Annotated in this window: 19 protein-coding genes and 2 pseudogenes; 10 read left to right on the top strand and 11 right to left on the bottom strand. The window is 66.1% G+C overall.

Annotation, left to right across the window (positions count from 1 at the left end):
- Positions 1–179 precede the first annotated feature (179 nt).
- Complete coding sequence (locus tag ACWPN7_RS03910; protein WP_492273119.1) at positions 180–587, top strand: hypothetical protein; 408 nt, start codon at positions 180–182, stop codon at positions 585–587.
- On the opposite strand, the gene ACWPN7_RS03905 is transcribed toward ACWPN7_RS03910, so the two are convergent.
- Positions 588–1,817 (bottom strand): ABC transporter permease, encoded by a 1,230-nt coding sequence (locus ACWPN7_RS03905; RefSeq protein WP_175428723.1) that lies wholly within the window; start codon positions 1,815–1,817, stop codon positions 588–590.
- A complete protein-coding gene (locus ACWPN7_RS03900; protein WP_200476210.1) occupies positions 1,811–2,503 on the bottom strand; it encodes an ABC transporter ATP-binding protein in 693 nt (230 codons plus the stop codon). Before ACWPN7_RS03900 ends, ACWPN7_RS03905 begins: the two co-directional genes overlap by 7 nt.
- A 414-nt stretch (positions 2,504–2,917) precedes the next feature.
- Between ACWPN7_RS03900 and ACWPN7_RS03895 the strand changes: the two genes are divergently transcribed.
- Together ACWPN7_RS03895 and ACWPN7_RS03890 are read left to right on the top strand one after the other, a co-directional pair.
- Entirely contained in the window at positions 2,918–3,340 is a 423-nt protein-coding gene (locus ACWPN7_RS03895; protein ID WP_137105327.1) for a hypothetical protein, read from the top strand.
- A 160-nt stretch (positions 3,341–3,500) separates the two neighbouring features.
- Positions 3,501–4,412, top strand: a complete 912-nt coding sequence (locus ACWPN7_RS03890; RefSeq protein ID WP_459196709.1) for a hypothetical protein — start codon at positions 3,501–3,503, stop codon at positions 4,410–4,412.
- A gap of 58 nt (positions 4,413–4,470) precedes the next feature.
- Here the strand turns inward: ACWPN7_RS03890 and ACWPN7_RS03885 are convergent.
- Positions 4,471–5,460 (bottom strand): annotated as a pseudogene (locus ACWPN7_RS03885) (IS481 family transposase); the annotation flags it as partial.
- Positions 5,461–5,786: 326 nt separating this feature from the next.
- Between ACWPN7_RS03885 and ACWPN7_RS03880 the strand changes: the two are divergent.
- On the top strand, positions 5,787–6,056 hold the full coding sequence (locus ACWPN7_RS03880) for a hypothetical protein (protein WP_459196708.1): 270 nt from the start codon (positions 5,787–5,789) through the stop codon (positions 6,054–6,056).
- A gap of 99 nt (positions 6,057–6,155) precedes the next feature.
- Here the strand turns inward: ACWPN7_RS03880 and ACWPN7_RS03875 are convergent, their stop codons facing one another.
- Genes ACWPN7_RS03875 through ACWPN7_RS03855 form a run of 5 tightly spaced genes read right to left on the bottom strand, consistent with a single transcriptional unit; the run spans position 6,156 to position 11,239 of the window.
- A complete protein-coding gene (locus ACWPN7_RS03875; RefSeq protein ID WP_349621815.1) occupies positions 6,156–7,910 on the bottom strand; it encodes a hypothetical protein in 1,755 nt (584 codons plus the stop codon).
- Between the two features lie 44 nt (positions 7,911–7,954).
- Positions 7,955–8,881 (bottom strand): glycoside hydrolase 5 family protein, encoded by a 927-nt coding sequence (locus ACWPN7_RS03870; protein ID WP_103041745.1) that lies wholly within the window; start codon positions 8,879–8,881, stop codon positions 7,955–7,957.
- Positions 8,878–9,693: a TIGR04290 family methyltransferase gene (locus ACWPN7_RS03865; protein WP_103041746.1), complete on the bottom strand. Its 816-nt coding sequence runs from the start codon at positions 9,691–9,693 to the stop codon at positions 8,878–8,880. Before ACWPN7_RS03865 ends, ACWPN7_RS03870 begins: the two co-directional genes overlap by 4 nt.
- Positions 9,690–10,286 (bottom strand): histidine phosphatase family protein, encoded by a 597-nt coding sequence (locus tag ACWPN7_RS03860; protein WP_307832570.1) that lies wholly within the window; start codon positions 10,284–10,286, stop codon positions 9,690–9,692. The genes ACWPN7_RS03865 and ACWPN7_RS03860 overlap by 4 nt, the downstream gene beginning before the upstream one ends.
- An 8-nt stretch (positions 10,287–10,294) precedes the next feature.
- Positions 10,295–11,239, bottom strand: a complete 945-nt coding sequence (locus ACWPN7_RS03855) for an inositol-3-phosphate synthase (RefSeq protein ID WP_492273118.1) — start codon at positions 11,237–11,239, stop codon at positions 10,295–10,297.
- Between the two features lie 472 nt (positions 11,240–11,711).
- On the opposite strand from ACWPN7_RS03855, the gene ACWPN7_RS03850 reads away from it, so the two are divergent.
- The 6 genes from ACWPN7_RS03850 to ACWPN7_RS03825 are packed head-to-tail and all read left to right on the top strand — an operon-like array spanning position 11,712 to position 18,614.
- Entirely contained in the window at positions 11,712–12,824 is a 1,113-nt protein-coding gene (locus tag ACWPN7_RS03850; protein ID WP_459196706.1) for an NAD-dependent epimerase/dehydratase family protein, read from the top strand.
- A 37-nt stretch (positions 12,825–12,861) separates the two neighbouring features.
- Positions 12,862–14,169: a TIGR04295 family B12-binding domain-containing radical SAM protein gene (locus ACWPN7_RS03845; protein WP_149650749.1), complete on the top strand. Its 1,308-nt coding sequence runs from the start codon at positions 12,862–12,864 to the stop codon at positions 14,167–14,169.
- A gap of 44 nt (positions 14,170–14,213) precedes the next feature.
- Positions 14,214–15,308, top strand: coding sequence for a glycosyltransferase family 4 protein (locus ACWPN7_RS03840; protein ID WP_247881751.1), 1,095 nt, complete (start codon positions 14,214–14,216; stop codon positions 15,306–15,308).
- Complete coding sequence (locus ACWPN7_RS03835; RefSeq protein ID WP_349621820.1) at positions 15,305–16,429, top strand: CgeB family protein; 1,125 nt, start codon at positions 15,305–15,307, stop codon at positions 16,427–16,429. Before ACWPN7_RS03840 ends, ACWPN7_RS03835 begins: the two co-directional genes overlap by 4 nt.
- On the top strand, positions 16,426–17,520 hold the full coding sequence (locus ACWPN7_RS03830) for a CgeB family protein (protein WP_459196705.1): 1,095 nt from the start codon (positions 16,426–16,428) through the stop codon (positions 17,518–17,520). The genes ACWPN7_RS03835 and ACWPN7_RS03830 overlap by 4 nt, the downstream gene beginning before the upstream one ends.
- Positions 17,517–18,614, top strand: a complete 1,098-nt coding sequence (locus ACWPN7_RS03825) for a CgeB family protein (protein ID WP_459196704.1) — start codon at positions 17,517–17,519, stop codon at positions 18,612–18,614. Before ACWPN7_RS03830 ends, ACWPN7_RS03825 begins: the two co-directional genes overlap by 4 nt.
- 18 nt (positions 18,615–18,632) lie before the next feature.
- Here ACWPN7_RS03825 and ACWPN7_RS03820 read toward each other — a convergent pair whose 3' ends face one another.
- From ACWPN7_RS03820 to ACWPN7_RS03810, 3 genes and pseudogenes are all read right to left on the bottom strand, one after another.
- Complete coding sequence (locus ACWPN7_RS03820; RefSeq protein ID WP_459196822.1) at positions 18,633–19,142, bottom strand: DUF1003 domain-containing protein; 510 nt, start codon at positions 19,140–19,142, stop codon at positions 18,633–18,635.
- Positions 19,143–19,741: 599 nt separating this feature from the next.
- Positions 19,742–19,909: pseudogene (locus ACWPN7_RS03815) on the bottom strand (transposase); the annotation flags it as partial.
- Positions 19,910–20,012: 103 nt separating this feature from the next.
- Positions 20,013–20,939 (bottom strand): LysR substrate-binding domain-containing protein, encoded by a 927-nt coding sequence (locus ACWPN7_RS03810; protein WP_349621823.1) that lies wholly within the window; start codon positions 20,937–20,939, stop codon positions 20,013–20,015.
- Positions 20,940–21,331: the final 392 nt, after the last annotated feature.

Here is a 21,331-nt window from a genome sequence, read left to right as displayed (position 1 = left end):
TCCCAATTATACGATCCTCCGGTGGATTCTCCAGTCTATAACCGTGACCCAAAGGCGTGGAAAAGGGAAACCATGACGATGCTTCGACGCGCCCATCGCCTGATCCCGGCCTTGGCGGGCCTGCTGGCGTCCGCGTGCGCGGAACCGGACGCGCTGCGTCTCCCCCGTCTGCGCCGTCGATGCCATTCCACGCCCGGCCGCCCGTCGCCGTGTATCTGGAAACCGTGCCAGGCCCCGGCCTTGCGCCGGCCCAGGACGCTCCCTCCGGCCCACCCGAAGCCGCCGAGTGGGACGACCTGCTCGCCTCCCCCGCCGCCCTTCCCGCCTGGGCGCGCCGGGAGGTGGACACGACCGTCTTCGCCGGGGGTACGTCGGTCCGACGCGGCGATCTGTATGTCCGCTCCAATGGCGGGTGGACACGTCGGAGCGGAGACCGCTTCGAGCATTCCGACGGCGGCACGACCATCCGGCGCGGCGATACCTATGTCCATTCGGACGGGCGGTGGAGCCGCCGCGTCGGCGACACCGTCACGACCTCCGACGGGCGCGTCTGCACCATCCGGACAGCGATGATGCTGTGTCCATGATCATTCGGCGCGCAGGGCGTCTATGGGGTCGAGCCGGGCGGCCATCGCAGCCGGATGATAACCGGACAGCACGCCGACCACGGTGGCGACGCCCGTTCCCAGGGGGATCGCCAGCGGCGAGAACACGAAGGCCCAGCCGGACAGAATGGCGAATCCCCACGCCAATGCCATGCCCAGCGCGGCGCCGGCCAGTCCACCGGTCACCGACAGGGCAGCGGCCTCGACCAGGAACATGACGCGGACGTCTCCGGCCCGCGCGCCCACCGCCATGCGCAGGCCGATCTCCCGCCGGCGTTCCATGACCCCCATCAGCATGACGTTCATGACACCGATCCCGCCGACCAGCAGCGAGATGCCGCCAATCGCCGCGAACAGCCAGGTGAACAGATCGGCCTGCCGCTCCATTCCCTCGATCAACTGGCGCGCGCTGCGCACGTCGATGGTCACGCTCCGCATCCTGTCCCCGAAATAACGCGCTATGGCGTCGGCGGCCGTGCCCGGATCGGCGTCCGGAGCCACGCGGATCGCCACGGAGGTTATGGCGGGCGACGGCATGACCCGTCGGGCGGCGCCCTGCGGAACGAGGATGGTGTCGTCGACATCGACGGGAAACAGAGGGTTCAGGGTCACATCGGACAACACGCCGATCACAGTGAGGATCGCGCCCTCGACGCGCAGTCGGTCGCCGGGCATCAGCGGAACTCCCGGCGCCCCGAGAGCGCGGGACAGCCTCGAACCGACCACGGCGAAGGGCTCGGCGCCATCATAGCTGGAGAGGAAGCGGCCAGCCCGCATTGGCAGAGGCATCACCTGGTTCAGCGAAGCGGTGGACCCGATGACGTTGCCGAGGGCGGAGCGCCCGTTGGCCGACAACTGGGCGCTGGACAGGATGAGCGGTGCGGCGGCACGGACATCCGGCAGTGCGTCGGGCAGGCGCTCGATGTCCGCCGCGTCGTAATAGGCGGGGGTGCGCCCCCCTGCCCCGCTGCCCACCGGCTGTTGCGCCATCACCAGATCGACGCCCATGGCCTTGAACTGGTTGACGGCTTCCTTGCCGGCGTTGCCCCCGACGTTGATCAGGGCGACCACCGACGCCGTGCCGATCACGATTCCCAGCAAGGCCAGCATCGACCGCGTGCGCGTGGCCCGAAGATTCCCGAACGCCTCGCGGGCGATCAGCCGCAGAACCGCCGCGTTCCGGCTGGAATGCACGCGTGGGCGACTCAGCACGGGCCACTCACATCCTCCGCCAGCCGCCCGTCGCGGATGAGGATGCGGCGATGGCATCGGGCGGCGATCGATGGGTCATGGGTGACGATGATGACCGTGGCGCCGATGTCCCGATTGAGGGCGACCAGCGTGGCCATGATGTCCTGGGCCGATTGGCTGTCGAGATTGCCGGTCGGCTCATCCGCCAGCAGAATGGAGGGTTGACCGATCAGCGCCCGGGCGACCGCCACACGCTGGCGCTGGCCGCCGGACATCTCGTCCGGAAGATGGTGAAGGCGGTGGGCCAGACCGACCTGTTCCAATCGGGCCTCGGCACGCGCCAACGCCTCCCGCCGGGGAGTTCCCCGATACAGCAGCGGCATGGCGACGTTGTCGAGCGCAGACAGGCGGGGAAGCAGGTGAAACGCTTGGAAGATGAAGCCGATTTCCCGGTTGCGGATGTCGGCGAGGTCATCGCCGGAAGCCGGTCCAAGGTCGCGCCCACGGAACAGCAGCCGCCCGGCGCTTGGCCGGTCCAGAAGCCCCATGAGGGTCATCAGCGTGCTTTTTCCTGAACCTGAGACCCCCATGATGGCGCAAAGCTCTCCGGCACTGACCGAAAGGCTGACGGATTGCAGGACGGGCACCGGCCTCTTGCCGCTCAGGAATGTCTTTGAAACGCCTTCGAGCGCGATCAGCTGGTCCATGCCCGTCTCCGTGGCTCCTTAGTCCAGGTCCCGACGCCCTTCAGCCGAAGGCAACCCTGTCGCACAAGGAGCCATCCAGCAAGAGAAAACTCAATGAAAAGCCCAATGCATCGGTATCTAAGTATTTTTTGGACAGACAAGGCGAAGCCTGTCCTTTCTCCGCTCCATCCACAACTCCCTTGCCGTTGGGCAGACATACAGGGGTAATTAAAAGACATCTATCTACCTATGAGCGCTTTGTTGTTGACTCTCCTCAATCATGAGGCATAAATTCAGCATCCTTCAGCTGCATCATGATCATTTTGTGCACCCTTGAATGCACACTCACCAAGGTGCATGGCGGCATCGAATGACCAGACAGGCCGAGGCGATCACTAAACGTACTCTTACAATAAAAAATATGGAGTGCCCGGAATGCGTGCCTTTGACTCTCTTTCTCGAATCCGTAACGGCGTTTTTCTTGCCGGCGCCCTGATCGTTGGGACCGCGGGTGCCGCTCAGGCGGCGAGCGTGCAGTTCCAGATCGTCAACAGCTTCGGCTCCAGCATCACCCTCGATTCGGCGAGCTGCACCAGCGGCAGCATCTCGGCGCCATTCTCGATTTCCAATGGAGCGACCGCCACCTTCACCGGATCGACGTCCGGTGCGAGCACGCTGTGCACCGTTCGCTACCAGCAGGGGATCTATGGCTGCCAGTTCCAAGTCCAGGTGAGCAGCGTTGGCGGCTTCGCCTCGACCAATGCCTACAAGGGATCGGGTGGGAAGCCGTCTTGCGTCAAGCTGGCGGAAGGAAGCCTGGGTACCGGCTCCTATGCGGGCCAGTTCCGCATGCAGTAAAAGCAACCGCAGCGATGGGGCTCACGAGCCCCATCGTTTTAATCAAGACCATTCGATTGCGAATGATTATTTATAAAATAATGCGCCAAAGGATTGTTATTTGATTTTACCTCTCAATTCTGTTAAGTAATCTGTGACCCAACGGAAGGGGTTAGGAATCATGAGTGCCATCAGCGCTGCAGGTTCGCAAATGAGCAACCTCTTGCCTGCTCGTTCGACCCCGAGCACGGCGACGGATGTCTTTGTGAAAAAGGCCGACACCACCACCGCGAGCGGTTTCAGCCCGTCTTCCAAGGTCGAATTGTCGGATCGCGCCAAGGCGCTGATGGCGAAGGCAGAGCAGGAGCATGCCGTTGCGAGCCAACTTGCGGCGCATCTGGCGGGAAGAGGTCGCAATTCCGCGATCGTGAACCCTCTGCCCATGACGCAAGCGGCTGAAAACGGCGGCGTGCCGATGAAGCCGTCCGCGTATGGAAAGGCCTCGGACGGCATCGCCGCCGTCAAGGAATGGGCCAAGTCGGATGTTTTCCGGAATGCCGCCAACGCCGTTGCCGACGATCAGGTCCGGGCTCTGGTTCGCGACGGCAAGCTTTCCGAGTTGCCTGCGCTCGATGACGATCAGCTGAGCCAGTTGAGCGAAGCGGAGAGGAACATTTATGGCACGGTAAAGTCTCTCCAAGGACTCTATGGCAGCATGCCGAAGACGATGGATCAGGCCTTGGCTGACCGGAAGCAAGTGGTTCTCGAAGCGTATCCAGACGAAATCAACCGCATGAGAAGCGGCCTTGCCTCCGGCACTTTGAAAAAGGAGGACGGGTGGGAAGACATCATCGCCAGCCGCGAAGCTGAACTTACCGCCGCACGGCAGGGAACGATGAAGATCCACGCGGTGAATGACTCGAACCTCATTCAGTCGAAAGGCGAATTCACGGTTGCCCACGACGCCAATGGTTGGAGCGCCCGTGGTATGACGGTCAACGGCAACGCCTCCGCCTTGCAGGAAGCCTTCGGCACCAAAAACATGCAGGTCGGGTCCAGCCCCTACACCGGCGACTACGTGATTACCTGGTAAACTCGCGGGCCGATCGGATGGGCATTGGTGAGCAAGAACCTGTAGAGAAGAAAGCGGTGTCCGGATGCGACACCTCCTTGGCGCGTTCGACCACTACCATCGCTTTGGGGAGGCGACAGGGATCGTCAGGCGGTCGGTAATGAGGATTGGCCAGTTCGGGCTTGCGGCGCAGGCGCGCCTTGACGATGTCGTTGGGCGCTTTGCCCTCGAGCACGCGCTGCCGGCGGGCGTTGTAAGCGACGTTGTAGCCCTGCAGCAGGCGCTCCAGCGAGCGGTGGGTGCCGACGGTGATGACGAGCACATCGCGGCCGATGCGGCCGTTGAAGCGCTCCACCATGCCATTCGTCTTGGGCGTGTAGGGCTTGGTGCGGCGGTGTGCGATGCCGAGGTCGCGACAGGTCTTCTCGAAGGCGTCGGCGGTGAAGCAGCTGCCGTTATCAGTGAGCACGTGAGTGATCGTGAAGGGAAAAGCGGCTACGGCCTCCTTCAGAAACGCGCTCGCGCAGGCTTCGTTCTCTTCGTCTTTGACGGCCAGGTGGACCATGCGGGAGGCGCGATCGATGGCGACGTAGAGGTAACGTTTGCGCCGCTCGCCATCGGCGGTTTGCAGCTTGGGCAGGTGCTTGATGTCGACGTGGAGGAAGCCAAGGTCGTAGGTCTTGAACTTTTTGGTCGGCTTGGCCGGCATGGTGGACGGCCGCGGTGGCAAACGGTTCAGCCCTTCCGCCTTGAGGATGCGGTAGATCGAATCCCGGTTCAGGTGGGGCAGGAAGTGGCGCACCGTGAAGGTGAGGTCGTCGAGCGGGAAGCCGGTGCTCCGGCGCAGCTCGCAGACGATGGCACGCTCTTCCTCGGTCGCCCGCCAGCGCAGGCGCTGCGGCCGCGAGGAATGGTCCTGAACGTCGGCAGCACCGCGCGTGCGCCATTTGCGAATGGTCTCGGTGCTGACCCCATAGCGCTTGGCCAGCACGCCGGAGGACTCGGTGGACGCCGCGATGGCGGCACGCACGGCCGGCGTGGTTCGGGCGTTGGGATGGATCTGGTACATGGCGGCCCCTCCATGGAAGCCACGGAGCCTGCGATCGCCGCCTTGGTCATGACCCCCGGCCAGTGCTCCCCGTCAACCCTGGCCCTGGCGGGCCACCGCCCAAAGGGCGGCGGTGGGGTTGACCGGGATCAGCGGGGCCGGGGGTTTGGGGCTCGTCATGGCGGCGACGGACCGCTGTACGCCCTTGCTCCGTTTGACATGGCGCGCCTGGGCAAGCCCCGCGAACATCCAGCCATATTCTTGAATGCCCCAACATACCGGATCCCAACAACGTTCCGCCATCACACAACTTGGTGGTGTCACCGCCCAGGATCGGTGGCTATCTCATGGCCGATGCTGTGGAAACCAGCCATGCCACGCCATTCCTGTGCGACCTCATGTCGGTGGGTGGCCAAATGGTGCTGACGGAGCGCCCGGCGGCCCAGGACGAAATCGGCAAGACCATGGCAATGGCGACCGCCGGCGTGGTTGTGCAGATCCACAGCAATGGCCGCGCCATTCCCTTCACGGAGCGTCACCGCCACATCATCCAGCACGGAGACCTGCTGCTTGTCATCAGTTCGGCGCACGGTGACGAGAAGGCAGAAGGCCAATGACCGCACTTCGTTTTCGATGACGCTGCCCAGATCGGCTGCGCACGGACGCCGCGGTTGCCAGGAACGCGCCAAGCACGAAAGCATTGCTCAAAGCGGCGGTTATGATGTGCCGACGGGAAGTGAGGAACGCGCCCCACGGCCCGCTTGCCGTTTCCAAGCCTTCTCGTAGAGGCGGCGCATCGACCCCGCTCCCGCATCGGAGGAGGCAAATGACCAGTAGCCGATCTGGAAGGCGAGATAGCAGGGAAGATGGAAGGCCACCAGCCGCTTTGAAGCGCCCACTGCGTCGCACAGCCGGTCGGCTTCCGCCGTCGCAAGGCTGAATTCGACGATGGCCCCCGCAACGTCCCAGGCGATGTCCTGACAACCGATCAGGTCATGCGCGTCGGCATGATCGAGCGAGTCGGTCTTCAGCAACCGGCCGTCGGTGGTGCGCAGCCACTCCCAGATGTGAAGGCGGTTGTCGGTGATGACGCGCCGGCCCCCGGCGCTCAGCTCCCTCAGGATGTCCGGTGTCCAGCGATCCAAGGAGACGGTCGCGGCGGCGCCAAGCGCCTCGCCGATGTTCACACGCGCCATCGCCAGCAGGTCCGGAAGGCTGGCGCCCGTGTCACGCTCCGCCGGAAAGCGTTGGGCGCGGAACAGGAGATAATCGGCCAAGCGCTTTAAAGGCATGGTGGAGGGCGGTTGAGCGCCGTCCAACCAACGCTCCGCCAGGAAGCCATGACGGAGTGCGATGGGTTCCGTCGTGAAACCCGCCTGATGCAACACGCGGGCCCGGTCCAGCTTGGCATCGCTCAGGCGTCCGAGGCCGGCGAACTTCAAAAGCCAGGGGCCGGAGGCGGTGCGCAACAGGAACTTGCGGCGTTCCTGCTGCGCATGGACCGGCGGCCAGTCTGCCGCAACATCCGCCGCCAAATCCGCCGATACCGTCCGCCATGCACCGCCCGACAGATCGCGCAACGGTGCGACCGCAGGGCCGAGCGTGTCCTCGAACCAGCGCTCCAAGGGCGGCACCGGGCCATGCGCAGCGTGCGCCAGTTCATCGAAGCCGATCACCGGACGCACCGCCTCGGCCCAACGGCGGCGATGCCGGTCGGATGAGTGCGGACCCGGAGCGCCGCCATGGCTTGGAAGGAACACAATCCGCCGGGGCGGCACGCCCGCCTCCTCCAGCCAATCGGCGACGGCGCCGAACGAACTGCCGGACAGACCCGGCCCTTCATCGACGATCACATAGGACGCGCCCGCATCGGCCAGCAGGGCGGTCCGCAGGCGAGCCGACACGCGGACGGCGCGATGGAACGGATGACCGATCGGACGCAGAGTGACCGGAGGCGCCGCGTCCAGCGCGACCGCCGCCATCGCCGCCAGCCCGGTTCCGATGCTGCGCAGGCCAATCACGACGACCGGAGCGGGCAGATCCGGCGGAAGCCGGGCCGCAGCCTCCAGATGGGCTTCCGGATAGAGGCCATAGAAGGCATAGCCCTCGGACCGGCGTATCCGCACGGTTTCGGGCAGGGGTTGCACCGACAATGTCTCCAGCCCAGCCGTCAGCGTGCAAGCGTTCGGCTGCGGCTCGCCGCGCCAGGACCGGGCGACGGCGCGGGCCAACTCCATCACGACCGCCATCGCCGCGTCGCGGCATGGGGTGCAATCGTCCTCCTCCAGCGCGGCGAATTCCGCGTCTGCGAGGCCCTGCGCAAGCTCCGCCGCCTCGATGAACAGGGACACCAGCAGGCCATGACGGATAAGCCCGTCAGGCTTGGCGGCGGCCGCACGATGGGCGGCGGCGATCCGCGCCACGACGACGCGTGGGTTTTCGAGACGGTCGCGATTGCCGTAAACCAGCATGGTTCAGCCGCTCCGCGTGGCGAGATGTCTTGGTCTACCGTCTCCTATTCCATCGCCAGCAGGGGGGACGGCGCTGCCGGAGCGGTGCTGGCGTAGCGACGGACCATGGCAGCGCAGAACTCCGCGAACTCCTCGGCCACCTGGGGCGGGCTGGTGTGGTGTGGTTCGATTCCACGATGCTCGGGCGTGAAGCAGAAAGTTATGGTGACATCGAAATCGTCCAACGCTTCCATCTGACGGTCGAACCAAGCGAGCGCGTTCGGCCGGAAGCTGTCGGCCCAGGACAGGCCGGTGCGCAGGTGCCGGACGCCCAACCGCTTCATCCAGGACACCGCATCGTCCAGCCGGTGATCCTCGAAGTGAAACCATTGGCAAATCCCCATCTCAGCCGCATAGGGCGCATAGGCGTCGAGCGCCGGCTTGGGCGTGCCGTCCGCCCGCAGCAGCCCCATATGGAAATGACGGTAATAGGAGGAACCTTCCGCCTCCTTGTGACGCGTCGTCGCCTCCCAGGCGCTGGGCAGGTCGTAGAGGCTGTACCAGTGGATGCGCGGAACCCGGCCGATCAGCAGTTCCGCGGTGCGGGTGACGCCCCAGGCCTGCACTTCCTCCGCGCCGAAGGACGAGACGCCGACCTCCGTCACCCAGATGGGCTTGCCGGTGACGGCGCGGATTTCCTCGATCTTCTCCGGCCATTCCCGGATCTGCCAGAGATTCCAGTCGAGCGGAAAGCCATGCACCGCAACCACGTCCACATGGTCCAGCGCGCCGCGCTCGTCCAGGCGGCAGATGAAGGAGGGATCGATGGGCGAGATGCCGCCCAACACGCGCGTGAGCGCACTGTTCTCCGCCCGAATCGCCTGTCCGGCCAGGATCGTCATGCGAGCGAACAGATCCCATTCCGGATCGAGATTGGGATTCCAGTGGGACTTGTTGTTGGGCTCGTTCCAGATCTTGGCGGCTTCGATCATCCCTGGCTTCCCGTCCTGACGTGGTTTTCCAGTGCCTGTCCGGTGGATGGTGCGGCGGTGGATGGCCGGGCGGGATAGACGGCACCCGCCTCCGTCGGCCGTGCAGCGCGGCGGCAGACATAGACCTCCTGCTCCGGATGCTCGACGATCCGAAAGCCGGCGCTGCGCAGCATGGCCTCGGCGCAGGCCGCGTTCGGGACCCACCAGTTCGTCCAATCGCCGGAATACTGGTGTTCGATGAAATGCAGCTTCGGATAGCCCGGCGCGTTGAAATGGTCCTGCTGGCGGAAGTCGTAATCGATGCCCACCGGTTCGACCGTCTCGGAGCCGCGCTGCATGGATTGGAAGATCATCAGGTCACGGGCGGCATGCTCGTGGATCAGGTCGAGAGCCAGCAACGGGTGGCGCAGATGGTAAAGCACCCCCATGAACAAGACGACGTCGAACCGCTCCCCCAGCAACGCCAGGTCGTAAACCGACAGCTTGCGGAACTCGATGTCCTGGCGGGTCACTTCGGCGGCGAAGCGCGCCTGTGCGAGATAACGGTCGTCGAAGTCGATTCCCACCACCCGCTCGGCGCCGCGCCGCTTCATCTCGATGGAGTAGAAGCCGCCGTTGCAGCCGATGTCGAGCACCGTCAGGCCGCTCAGATCCTGCGGGACCGCATGGGCGAACCGCCGCCACTTCACGTTCGGGTAGTCGTGCAGGAAATGGTCGGGGGCGGTGCTGACGCCGTTGAGATCGATGTTGTGGAACCAGTCCCCCAGCGCGGCGACCCGGGCGCGGATCTGGTCGGTCGTCAGATTCGTCATTCCGCCGCCTCGTTGATGCTGTGGACCTTCAGGCCCCATTCCCCGGCGATCAGCACGCTGCGGGACGCCGGAGCGATTTCGAACCGGGCGTGGAAGTCCACGGAAAGCCCCAAGGCGTGGCACAGCGCCGCCTTGATGACGTCGGCGTGGCTGATCAGCGCGACGGTCCGGCCGGCGTACCGGCGGCGCAGCCGCTCGATGCAGCGCACCGTCCGGGCCTGAACCTCCGTCATCGTTTCGCCCCCGGGCGGGCGGGCGTGCGACCGCGCGCTGTTCCACACATTCCAAGCCGGGTCGCCGCGCAGGTCCTCGAAGCGCATGCCGGCCCAGGCGCCAAGATCGAGTTCGTTGAGATCCTCCTCCACCTCCACGGCCAAGGCCTGTGACGCGGCGATGGCGGCCGCCGTTTCCACGGCGCGCTCCAACGGGCTGGACAGCACGGCGGCGAACCGATGACGCGCCAATGTGACGGCCAGCGCGTCGGCCTCGCGCCGGCCGGCCTCGCTGAGCGTCACGCCGGGCATGCGTCCGCACAACACGGAGCCCAGCCGGTCGTGCGACGCGTGACGCAGCAGGACCAGGACTGTTTCCACGCCGCCGCTCACGCCCGGAAGCGCCGTCCGTCTGCCACCTCGCCGGCGATGAAGCGCAGCGTGCGCTCGCGCGCTTCATGGTCGGTGAACTGCTCGGGGGGCGATTTCATGAAGTAGCTCGACGGTCCGACCAGCGGCCCGGCCATCTTCCGGTCGAGCGCCAGCTTGGCGCAGCGCACCGCATCGATCACGATACCGGCGGAGTTCGGGCTGTCCCAGACCTCCAGCTTCAGTTCCACGCTGAGGGGCACCCCCCCGAAGGCGGTGCCCTCCAGCCGGATGTGCGCCCATTTCCGGTCGGCCAGCCAGGGCACATGATCGCTGGGACCGATATGGACGTCGTCCGCGTCGAGCGGCACGTCCAACTGGCTGGTGACGGCGCGGGTCTTCGAGATCTTCTTCGATTCCAGGCGTTCGCGTTCCAGCATGTTCTTGAAGTCGGTGTTGCCGCCGAAGTTCAGCTGATAGGTGTGGTCGAGCCGGACGCCGCGCTCGCGGAACAGGTTCGCCAGCGTGCGGTGGATGATCGTGGCGCCCATCTGGCTCTTGATGTCGTCGCCGATGACCGGCAGGCCGTGCTGCTCGAACCGCTTCGCCCACCCTGGGTCGGAAGCTATGAAAACCGGGATGCAGTTGACGAAGGCGCAGCCGGCCTCCAGCGCCTGCTCGGCATAGAACTCCGTGGCCCTCTGCGAACCGACCGGCAGATAAGACACTAGAATATCGGTGCCTGACCGGCGCAGCGCCCCGGCGATGGCAATCGGCGCCTCCCCCGACTCCTCGATGTCACCGGCCAGATAGCGACCGATGCCGTCCAGTGTCGGACCGCGCTCCACCCGTACCCCCGAAGCACGCGGGGTTGCGAAGCGGCAGGTGTTGTTGGGGGGGGCAAAGATGGCATCGGACAAATCCCGCCCGACCTTGGCGGCGCTTACGTCGAAGGCGGCGGACATTTCGATGTCGCCGACCCGATAGCCACCGAGATCGAGAAGTCATCAGCCCGGGCGGCGGCTCATTAACTTGAGCATCGGCATAATAGCTTACACCTTGCACGAAGGATGAAGCGCAATTTCCGACACCGGCAATCGCCACCCGCAGCTTTTTCCCAGTCACGGGATTCTCCTCATCCTGAAAATTTCCTTAATGGGCCAGAATGATATTTGTATCTTGGAAAAATAATTGCTGGAAGATCGTCCAATCTGACCACGCCTTTTGGGTAAGGTGTCGAAAATCAAACGGCGGTGTTAACATTGACGCAACCACGCTTCTTTTCACGAAGCGAACATGACGATTTCCCACGTATGTAAGTGAAAATTTGCGTTCCTTTAAAAATAAGAATCATGGGTATTCCTATCAATTTTATACACAAACGACGCAATCAGAAATAGCAGTCGCAAACATCACCGTCCATCCGTGGAGGGGCTCGTGGGAGAATCCGTTCTTGTCACTGGTGGCGCCGGTTTCATCGGCCGCCACGTCGCCGGGGCACTCCTCGCCCGCGGCGACCGGGTTCGGGTTCTCGACAATCTGATCGCGCAAGTCCATCCCACTCGGACGCGGCCCGACGAATTGGACCCGGACGTCGAATTGCTGATTGGGGACATACGCGACGAGGCCATGGTCGGCCGGGCGCTGGAGGGAGTGGATTCGGTGATCCACCTCGCCGCCGAGGTCGGTGTCGGCCAGAGCATGTACGCGGTGGACCGCTACACCTCGGTGAACGACCATGGGACAGCCGTGCTCTTCCAGCGGCTGATCGACCGACCGGTCCGCCGGGCGGTGGTCGCCTCCTCGATGAGCATCTACGGTGAGGGGCTGTACCGGACCGCCGATGGCACGCCGATGGAGGACGTGGTGCGCGGCGCGCGCAACCCGGACGGTTCCTGGGACCCGCTGGATTCCGACGGACGGCCGCTGATCCCCGTCCCCACGCCGGAGAGCAAGCGCCCGGCCCTGAGGTCCGTCTACGCCATCGGCAAATACGTGCAGGAGCGGCTGACCCTGACGCTCACCGCCCAGTACGGGATGGAAGGGGCGGCGTTGCGGCTTTGGAACGTCTACGGCCCTGGGCAGGCGCTGTCGAATCCCTACACCGGGGTGCTGGCGATCTTCGCCTCGCGCATCGCCAACGGTCAGCGGCCGATGATTTTCGAGGATGGCCGTCAGCGGCGCGACTTCGTGCATGTCGGCGACGTGGCACGCGCGTTCCTGCTGGCGCTCGACCAACCGGCCGCCAACGGCGAGGTCTTCAACATCGGGTCCGGCGAGGACCACACCGTGGAGGAGGTGGCGCGCCTCCAGGCCGCCTCGATGGGCCGGCCCGACCTGACGCCGGAAATCACCGGCCAAGCGCGCGCCGGCGACATCCGCCACAATATCCCTGACCTGAGCAAGGCTCGGACGGTCCTGAACTACGAACCGCGGCAGGATTTCACTGGAGGGCTGGCCGAACTCGCCGAATGGGTTGCCCGGCAGGAGGCGCAGGACCGCGTCGCCGAGGCCCGGGGCGAACTCGAAGCGCGGGGGCTGGTGGTATGAACCGCCGGCCCGGACCGGCCTCGGTGGAGGCGACGTGATGCGTGTGGCGTTGGTCAATCCGGCCTGGAGCTTCGCGCACAGCATCTATTTCGGCTGCCGCGAGCCGCATCTTCCCCTCGAACTGGGCTACGGCAAGGCGCTGCTGGAGCAGGCCGGACATGAGGTCCTGCTGCTCGATGGGCTGTTGACGGGATTGTCGAACAGCGAACTGGCGGATCGGGTGGCCGGCTTCGCGCCCGGCATGACCGTGGTGACGACCGCGCCGACCTACCTGTTCTGGCGTTGCGCCCCGCCGGAGCTGCGAATCCCGCGTGATTTCCTGCTGGCGCTGGACGGACGCGGCGGCCGGACCGTCGCGGTGGGTCCGCATGGATCGACCACCCCCGGTGCAGCCCTGGAGAAGCTGGGCGTGGACGTCGTCGTGCGGGGCGAATGCGAGGAGATCGTGAAACGGCTTGCCGACCGGCTGGACTCCGGTCTGCCGGGGTTGGACGGCGTTCCGGCGCTGGCCTTCCGCAGCGGCGGCGGAACCGTCCTCACCGGCGGCCCGCACACCGGCCGCTTCGTCGATCTGCCGGCGCTGTCCTGGCCCGCCGAATGGCTGAACCGCCACCCCCACCATCACCACCGCTACGGCACCGAACCGCTCGGTGCGGGGGCCGAGGTCGAGGCGTCGCGCGGTTGCCCCTACACCTGTTCCTTCTGCGCCAAGATCGACTTCCGCGACCAGTACCGCCGCCGCGACACCGCCGTCGTGCTGGAGGAGATCGACCGGCTGACCGCCGCCGGCGTGCGTTACGTCTATTTCATCGACGAGATCTTCCTGCCCCGCCGTGATCTGTTGGAAGCGCTGGTGGAGCGTCCGGTCGAGTTCGGCATCCAGACCCGCATCGACTTGTGGAAGCCCGATCTGCTGGATCTCCTGGGGGCCGCCGGCTGCGTGTCGATCGAGGCCGGGGTGGAAAGCCTGACCGAGGAGGGCCGCGCGGCGCTCGACAAGAACTGCCGCATGAGCACCGACGCATTGGCCGACCGCCTGATCCACGCCCGGCGCAGCGTGCCCTTCGTCCAGGCCAACCTGATCGCCATGGCCGGCGACGACGCCGGGCTCGTCGCGCGATGGCGGGAGAGGCTGCAGGGTGCCGGCGTCTGGGCCAACGATCCGGTGCCGCTCTACCCCTACCCCGCCTCGCCCGATTACCGCCGCCTGTGGGGCGAACCGGACGACCGGGCATGGGAAAGGGCGCACGAGCACTATCTGCGCCAGTTCGCGCGACTGAGCGACATTCAGGAGGATGAGCCCCTGCCCTTGCATGAGTTGGAGGCCGCATGCGGTTGCCGGTGATGCCCCCGGCAGCCCCCGCGCATCCAGTCCCCGCGCATCTGTTGATGACGGCGGACAGCGTGGGTGGCGTGTGGACCTATGCGCTCGACCTCGCGCAGGAACTGGCGGCAGACGGCCTGCGCGTTACGCTGGCGGTGCTTGGGCCGTCACCGCAGGATGACCAGACCGCGGCGGCGCGCGCCATCCCCGGCCTGGAACTGATCGACACCGGCCTCCCGCTGGACTGGATGGCGGAGGACCCGGCCGCGATCCGGCACGGCGCCGAAGCGCTGGGAACGCTCGCTCGGCGGTTGGAGGTGGATCTCGTCCACCTCAACAGTCCGGCCCTGGCGGCGGACGCCGGATTCACGGTTCCGGTCGTGGGGGTCTGCCATTCTTGTCTGGCGACGTGGTGGGCCACCCTGCGCGGCGGCGCCCTGCCGAGCGACTTTCTCTGGCGGATCGAGGTTCTGGCGCGGGGCTACCGGGCCTGCGATGCGCTGGCGGCGCCGAGCGCCGCCTTCGCACAAGCCACTGCCGCCGCCTACGGTTTGCCGCCACCGGTCGTGGTGCGCAACGGACGCCGTCCTCCTCCAGGCGGTGGGCCGGGCGGACGGGAGCGTTTCGTCTTCACCGCCGGACGCTTGTGGGACGATGGAAAGAACATCGCAACGCTGGACGCGGCAGCAGCGCTGCTGAAAGTGCCGGTGGTCGCCGCCGGCTCTCTGGAAGGTCCGGGCGGGAATCGCCGGACCTTGCGTCACGCCGCGGCGCTCGGGCGGTTGGACGCGGTGTCGGTCGCGGCGTGGCTGGCGCGGGCACCGGTCTTCGCTTCCGCCGCGCTCTACGAGCCGTTCGGCCTGACGGTGCTTGAAGCCGCGCAGGCTGGCTGTGCGCTGGTGCTGTCGGACATCGCGACCTTCCGCGAGCTGTGGGACGGCGCCGCACTCTTCGTGGAACCGAGGGACAGCGCAGCCCTTGCCGCCACGATCCGCCGCCTGCTGGACGATCCGGGGGAGGCCGGGCGCCTCGGCGAGGCGGCGCGGCTCAAGGCCGGGCAATACGGCATGGAATCGATGGCCTCCGGCATGCGCAGTCTCTACCGCAGCGTCCTGGCGCATCACACCTCCACCCCCTCCCGCAAGGAGGCCGTTGCGTGAAGATCGTCTATTTCACCCATTCGCTGGCGTCCTGCTGGAATCACGGCAACGCCCATTTCCTGCGCGGCGTCCTGAGGGAGCTGATCATCCTCGGCCATGAGGTCCGCGTCTTCGAGCCGGAAGGCGCGTGGAGCCTGCGGAACCTTCTGGCCGATCATGGCGAAGCGGGGCTGGCGCCCTACCGGACCGCCTATCCGGAGTTGACCTCGCTGACCTTCACGGCCGACGCCGACGCGGCAGCGCTGTGCGATGGGGCCGATCTGGTCATCGTCCATGAATGGAACGACCCGGCTCTGGTCGCGGCGGTGGGGCGGGCGCGGGTGCAGGGCGGTCGCTTTTTTCTGCTGTTCCACGACACGCACCATCGCGCGGTCAGCGATCCGGAGGCCATCTCCGCCTTCGATCTCTCCGGCTACGACGGCGTCCTGGCCTTCGGCGAAACTCTGGCGGCCGTGTACCGGCGCTGGGGCTGGGAGGATCGGGTCTTCGTCTGGCACGAAGCCGCCGACGTCCGGCTGTTCCACCCGCTGCCCGGGGAGGAACGGCGCAGCGGAGCGGTGTGGATCGGCAATTGGGGTGATGACGAGCGGACGAAGGAGCTGGGGAGCTTTCTGTTCGCTCCCGCCCGCGCCGCGGGTCTGCCTCTGGACGTCTATGGCGTGCGCTACCCCGCCGAAGCCCTGGCGACGCTGAAGCGGCACGGCATCGCCTACAAGGGCTGGCTGCCCAACGTCCGCGCGCCCGCGATCTTCGGCCGCCATCGGGTCACCGTCCATGTGCCGCGCCGTTTCTACGTCGAATCCCTGCCGGGCATCCCGACCATCCGTGTGTTCGAGGCGCTGGCCTGCGGCATCCCACTGCTCAGCGCGCCATGGAGCGATTGCGAAGGCCTGTTCCGACCGGGAACGGATTTCCTGGTCGCCCGCGACGGGGCCCATATGACCGGTCACCTGCGCGCCGTGGACGGCGACGCCGACCTCCGCGCGGCGTTGGTCCGCAACGGCCTGGAAACGATCCGCGCCCGCCACACCTGCGCCCACCGCGCCGGTGAGCTGCTCGCCATCGCCGCCGCTCTGGCTGGCACGCCCACCCCCTCTTCCATGCTGGAGCCTGTCCGATGAAGATGGCCTTCTACGGTTCGAGCCTGCTTTCCTCCTACTGGAACGGCGCCGCCACCTACTATCGCGGCATGCTGAGCGAACTCGCCAAGCGGGGCTGGGACGTCACCTTCTACGAACCGGACGCCTTCGACCGCCAGAAGCACCGTGACATCGAGCCACCCGACTGGGCCAGCGTCGTGGTGTACGAGGCCACCGCCGAGGCCTGCCGCAGCGTGATCGCCCGCGCCGCCGAGGCCGACGTGGTGGTGAAGGCGAACGGCGTCGGCGTCTTCGACGACGCGTTGCTCGACGGCGTGATGGATGCCGCCGGTCCCCACGCTCTGCGTGTCTATTGGGATGTCGACGCCCCCGCCACCCTGGCCGAACTACGGCAGGCGCCGGGCCATCCCCTGCGCCGTCGGCTGCCGCGGATCGACGCCGTGCTGACCTACGGCGGTGGCCCGCCGGTGGTCGCGGCCTACGAGGCGATGGGCGCCCGCCTGTGCCGCCCCATCTACAACGCGCTGGACCCGGCGACGCACCAGCCGGCACCTCCCCAACCGCAGTTCGCCGCCGATCTCAGCTTTCTCGGCAACCGGCTGCCCGACCGCGAGGAGCGTGTGGAGCGCTTCTTCCTGGAGCCCGCCGCGCGCAACCCGCAGGGGTGTTACATCATCGGCGGCAGCGGCTGGGAGACGAAGGGGTTGCCGGCCAATGTCACCCACATCGGCCATGTCGGCACCGCCGACCACAACGCCTTCAACAGCTCGGCGCTGGCGGTTCTGAACATCGCCCGCGACAGCATGGCCGAGGTCGGCTTCTCGCCCGCCACACGGGTGTTCGAGGCTGCCGGAGCGGCGGCCTGCCTGATCACCGACGCTTGGACGGGGGTCGAACTGTTCCTCACCCCGGACGAGGAAATCCTCGTCGCCCGCGACGGCCAGGACGTGACCGATCATCTGCGCGCCCTCACTCCGGCCCGCGCCCGCGCCATCGGCGATGCCGCGCGGCGGCGCGCCCTTGCGGAACACACCTACGCACGGCGCGGCGCGGAGGTCGACATGTTGCTGCGCGAAGCCCTGGCGGCGCTGCGGGAAAGGAGCGCGGTGTGAAGCTCGTCGTATTGGGGCTGAGCCTGTCCTCTTCCTGGGGCAACGGCCATGCCACGACCTTCCGTGCCCTTCTCAAGGCGTTCGCCGCACGCGGCCACGACATCCTGTTCCTGGAGCGCGACGTTCCCTGGTACGCGCAGAATCGCGATCTCGCCGATCCCGGCTATTGCCGGCTGGCCTTCTACGAGGACCTTGCCGACCTGCGGCAGTGGACCGGAATGGTCGAGGGGGCCGACGCGGTGCTCGTCGGTTCCTACGTGCCCGACGGCATCACCGTCGGCCGCTGGGCGCAGGAAACCGCGCAAGGGATCGTCGCCTTCTACGACATCGACACGCCCGTGACACTGGCGAAGCTGGAACGCGGCGACGAGGAGTATCTCTCCCCTGCCCTCATTCCCGGCTATGACGTGTATTTCTCCTTCACGGGCGGACCGACGCTGGAGCGGCTGGAGTCCCGCTACGGCTCTCCGGCGGCGCGCGCGCTTCATTGCTCCGTGGATGCCGACGCCTACGTGCCCCTGCCTATGCCCAAGCGCTGGGATCTGAGCTATCTCGGCACCTACAGCCCCGACCGGCAACCGACGCTGGAGCGCTTGCTGCTGGAGCCGGCCCGGCGTGCGCCGTCGCTGCGCTTCGTCGTCGCCGGTCCGCAATACCCCGACGGGATCGCCTGGCCCGGAAATGTCGAACGTCGGCATCATGTTCCTCCCGCCGAGCATCCTGCCTTCTATGCGGCCAGCCGTTTCACCTTGAACGTGACGCGCGAGGACATGATCCGCGCGGGCCACAGCCCCAGCGTCCGGCTGTTCGAGGCCGCCGCCTGCGCCATTCCGATCATCTCCGACTGTTGGGACGGCCTGGACGCGCTGCTGGAGCCGAACCGGGAGATCATCCTCGCCCACACGTCCGAGGACGTTCTGCACGCCCTTCACCAACTGGACGAGAACACCCGCCAAGCGATGGGCGCAAGGGCGCGGCGGCGAATCCTGAAACACCACACCGCCGCGCATCGCGCGGACACGTTGGAACGGGAACTGGAATGCGCGATGCGAAGGGCCAGCCAAAATACCAGTGTGGTACTGCCCTTTCAATGAGGCGGCGCAAACAGCCCATCACCGCTCCCGGTCCGTGGGCTTCTTCGGAGACTTCTTGGCCTCAATCTGGTCGAGCACCGCTTCGGGGGCGACATCCTGCTTGATGATGTCCAGATCGGAGTCAACGTCCGTCTTCACCCCCATGTGATCGGCGATGGACGACACAAGGGCTGTCAACTTGGTGATTTCGTGCTCCGCCAACAGGCTGATTTGCAGATCGAGATCGGCCCGCTTGCTGGCGACCTCGGACATCCGATTCTGGCTGATGAGCACGAAGGTGGACAGAAAGATGGCCTCCACGGACGCGATCATCGCCAGGACGACGAAAGAGGGATCCCAACGCGGAACGCCGGGCACCCACCCCAGGTTGGCGATGATCCAGAAACCAAAGAATGCCAAATGCAGATAAACGAACGTCATGCTGCCAGTGAAGCGGGTGATCGCGTCGGCAATCCGCTCCTCCGCGGTCGCCTCGACCTCCTCCCGTTCCCTGCGCTGGTGCAGCGCCTGGATGTTTCGCTCGAGCACGGCGCTCAAGCCGGAGGATGGTCGCGGGTAGGTTGGTGGGCTTGCGGACTTCTCCGCGCGATCTCCGCCATGCTGGGACGGTCGTGCGTTCATGGCGTCTGCCTTGCTTAAGTGAACCGTCGTCGCTTCGTTCCTCTTCCAAGATTGGGATTGCGGTCGACCTACAGGCTGCGCTCAATGGCGCTTTCGATGTCGCCCCCCGGTTGCTGGAGGTGGTGGAGGCTTTGGCCTGGGGCAGTTTCAGATCCCCCCGGGAAAAGGGATTGTGCGGCGGTGAGTTGCCGGTGACCGGCACCGCCGACCGACGGACCGCGGCAATGGCTTTCAGCCTGGTCAACCAACCGGCGAACCGGAACTTGCTCACCACAACATCGGGCGGAGGCTGCCCCTTTTTCTCACGAGCGATCGTTTCAACGTCCGAATTTACGCCCCCTTTCCAGCGTCAACAGCAGGCGGAGCACTTTTCGCCACCCCGGCGACACGATATTTTGCGCCGTCGGGCTGGCGAAAAGTGCCCCGCGTAGTTCCTTGGGAGTGCCTTTAGCAAGAACCCGCATGTCCAGCGTTGCCGCGCCCATAGCGGCCCGATGGGCCGACCATTCCTCGATGCAGCGCGCCAGACGTTCGCAGACGCCAAGCCGCCGACCGATCTCGGCCAGCAGCAGGATGCCGGCGTCGGAGGTGAGACGGCCGCCATCGAAGGCGGCGTGAACCGGCTTGCCGGCAACCGGTGACAAACCGGGCAGACCCCCGGTACTCTCGGTTATGGCGGGCGTCAACTCCGTTGATCCGTGGTGAGACTGTTTCAGCACCAGAATCATACACAAATTCAGATACTTAGCCTCGCACCCACCACCCGCATGGTCACGTTCATGCCTGAAACGTTTCGCGGGCTAAGCGATCGGCAAGTTTCGCTCTCGACGCGATGAGTTGGTCGATGTTCTTCAGGAAGACCTGCAGGATGGGCGAGGGATTGTCCGCTCGATAGCCCGCGGCGATCTCGATCACAGGCGCGTTGCCGGTGAGCGGCCGGCTGACCAGCGAACGCGGCAGCAAGGGGTCCACATAGGCCGGCAGCAGCGTGATCCCACCGGTGGACGCCACCAGCGAGATCCCGGTGGCGATGCCGTCCAGCGTGTGGACCGGCGATACGACCACGCCACGCTCCCGCAGATAACGGTCCACGATGCCGCGCAGCACATGTGGTGTGTCGGTGTAGCCGATGAAGGAGTCCGGATCGATGTTGCGCACGTCGATGGCGGAGCAGGCGGCCAGGGGATGGTCCCGCGGCAGGATGACCAGGATCGGCTCATGCGCGATGACCTTGTAGGAGACGTCCGGCTGCGGTTCGAGCCGGCAGAAGCCGAGATCGATCTCGCCCCGCTGGATGGCATCGCCGATGTCGGGCGAGAAGTCGCTGGAGACCCGGAAGTCAATGTCCTTCAGCTGACCGCGGAGCACGTTGGTGACGTGCGACAGCCATTCGACTTCCTGGCCGGTCAGGAAGCCCACCGCGAAGCTGGGCTTGGGCGGCCGGACGACCCGCCGTGCCGCGGCGACCGCGTCGGCCGCCGCCTGCAAGGTCAGCCGCGCATGATCCAGGAAGACACGTCCGGCCGGCGTCAGTTCGACGCCGCGGGAGCTTCGCACCAGGAGCTGGGCGCCGACCTCCTGCTCCAGGTCGCGCAGTTGGCGGCTCAGTGACGGTTGCGCTGTGTGCAGGCGCCGTTCGGCGGCGACCGTGAGGCTCCCCTCCTCAGCCACGGCGACGAAGTAGCGGAGGTGACGGAGTTCCATCCTGTGCAACGCCTGCCAATGTCATCCCGCCAGGGTCATGCCTGAAAGGTATGGGCGATACATAAACGAAGTCGTTCCCAGGAGGCAAGCGGCCGGATATCAACGGGGCGTAGACACGCAATCGCTGCCGCCCGGGCATGACGGGCCGGTGATGCTCCGCCCACAGCCGACGGCATTCCGTGTCCATCGTCCGCAACTGACGTCCGCGCAACCGATGTCCGGCCCCGGAACTCCACGATGTTCGAAGATCCTTTCGCCTCGCTGTCGTTCGCCGCCGGCCCGGCGATCCTGACCAACGCCTGCGCCATCCTGCAAACGGAGCCACCACCCGCTGCAATCTGGCGATCGTCCAATGGCGCGACGTCCGTGCTTCGGTCGCCGCCGGAGGCGAC

The sequence above is a fragment of the Azospirillum sp. UENF 312511 genome (assembly GCF_058780635.1).
This window is presented reverse-complemented; position numbering and strand designations above follow the sequence as displayed.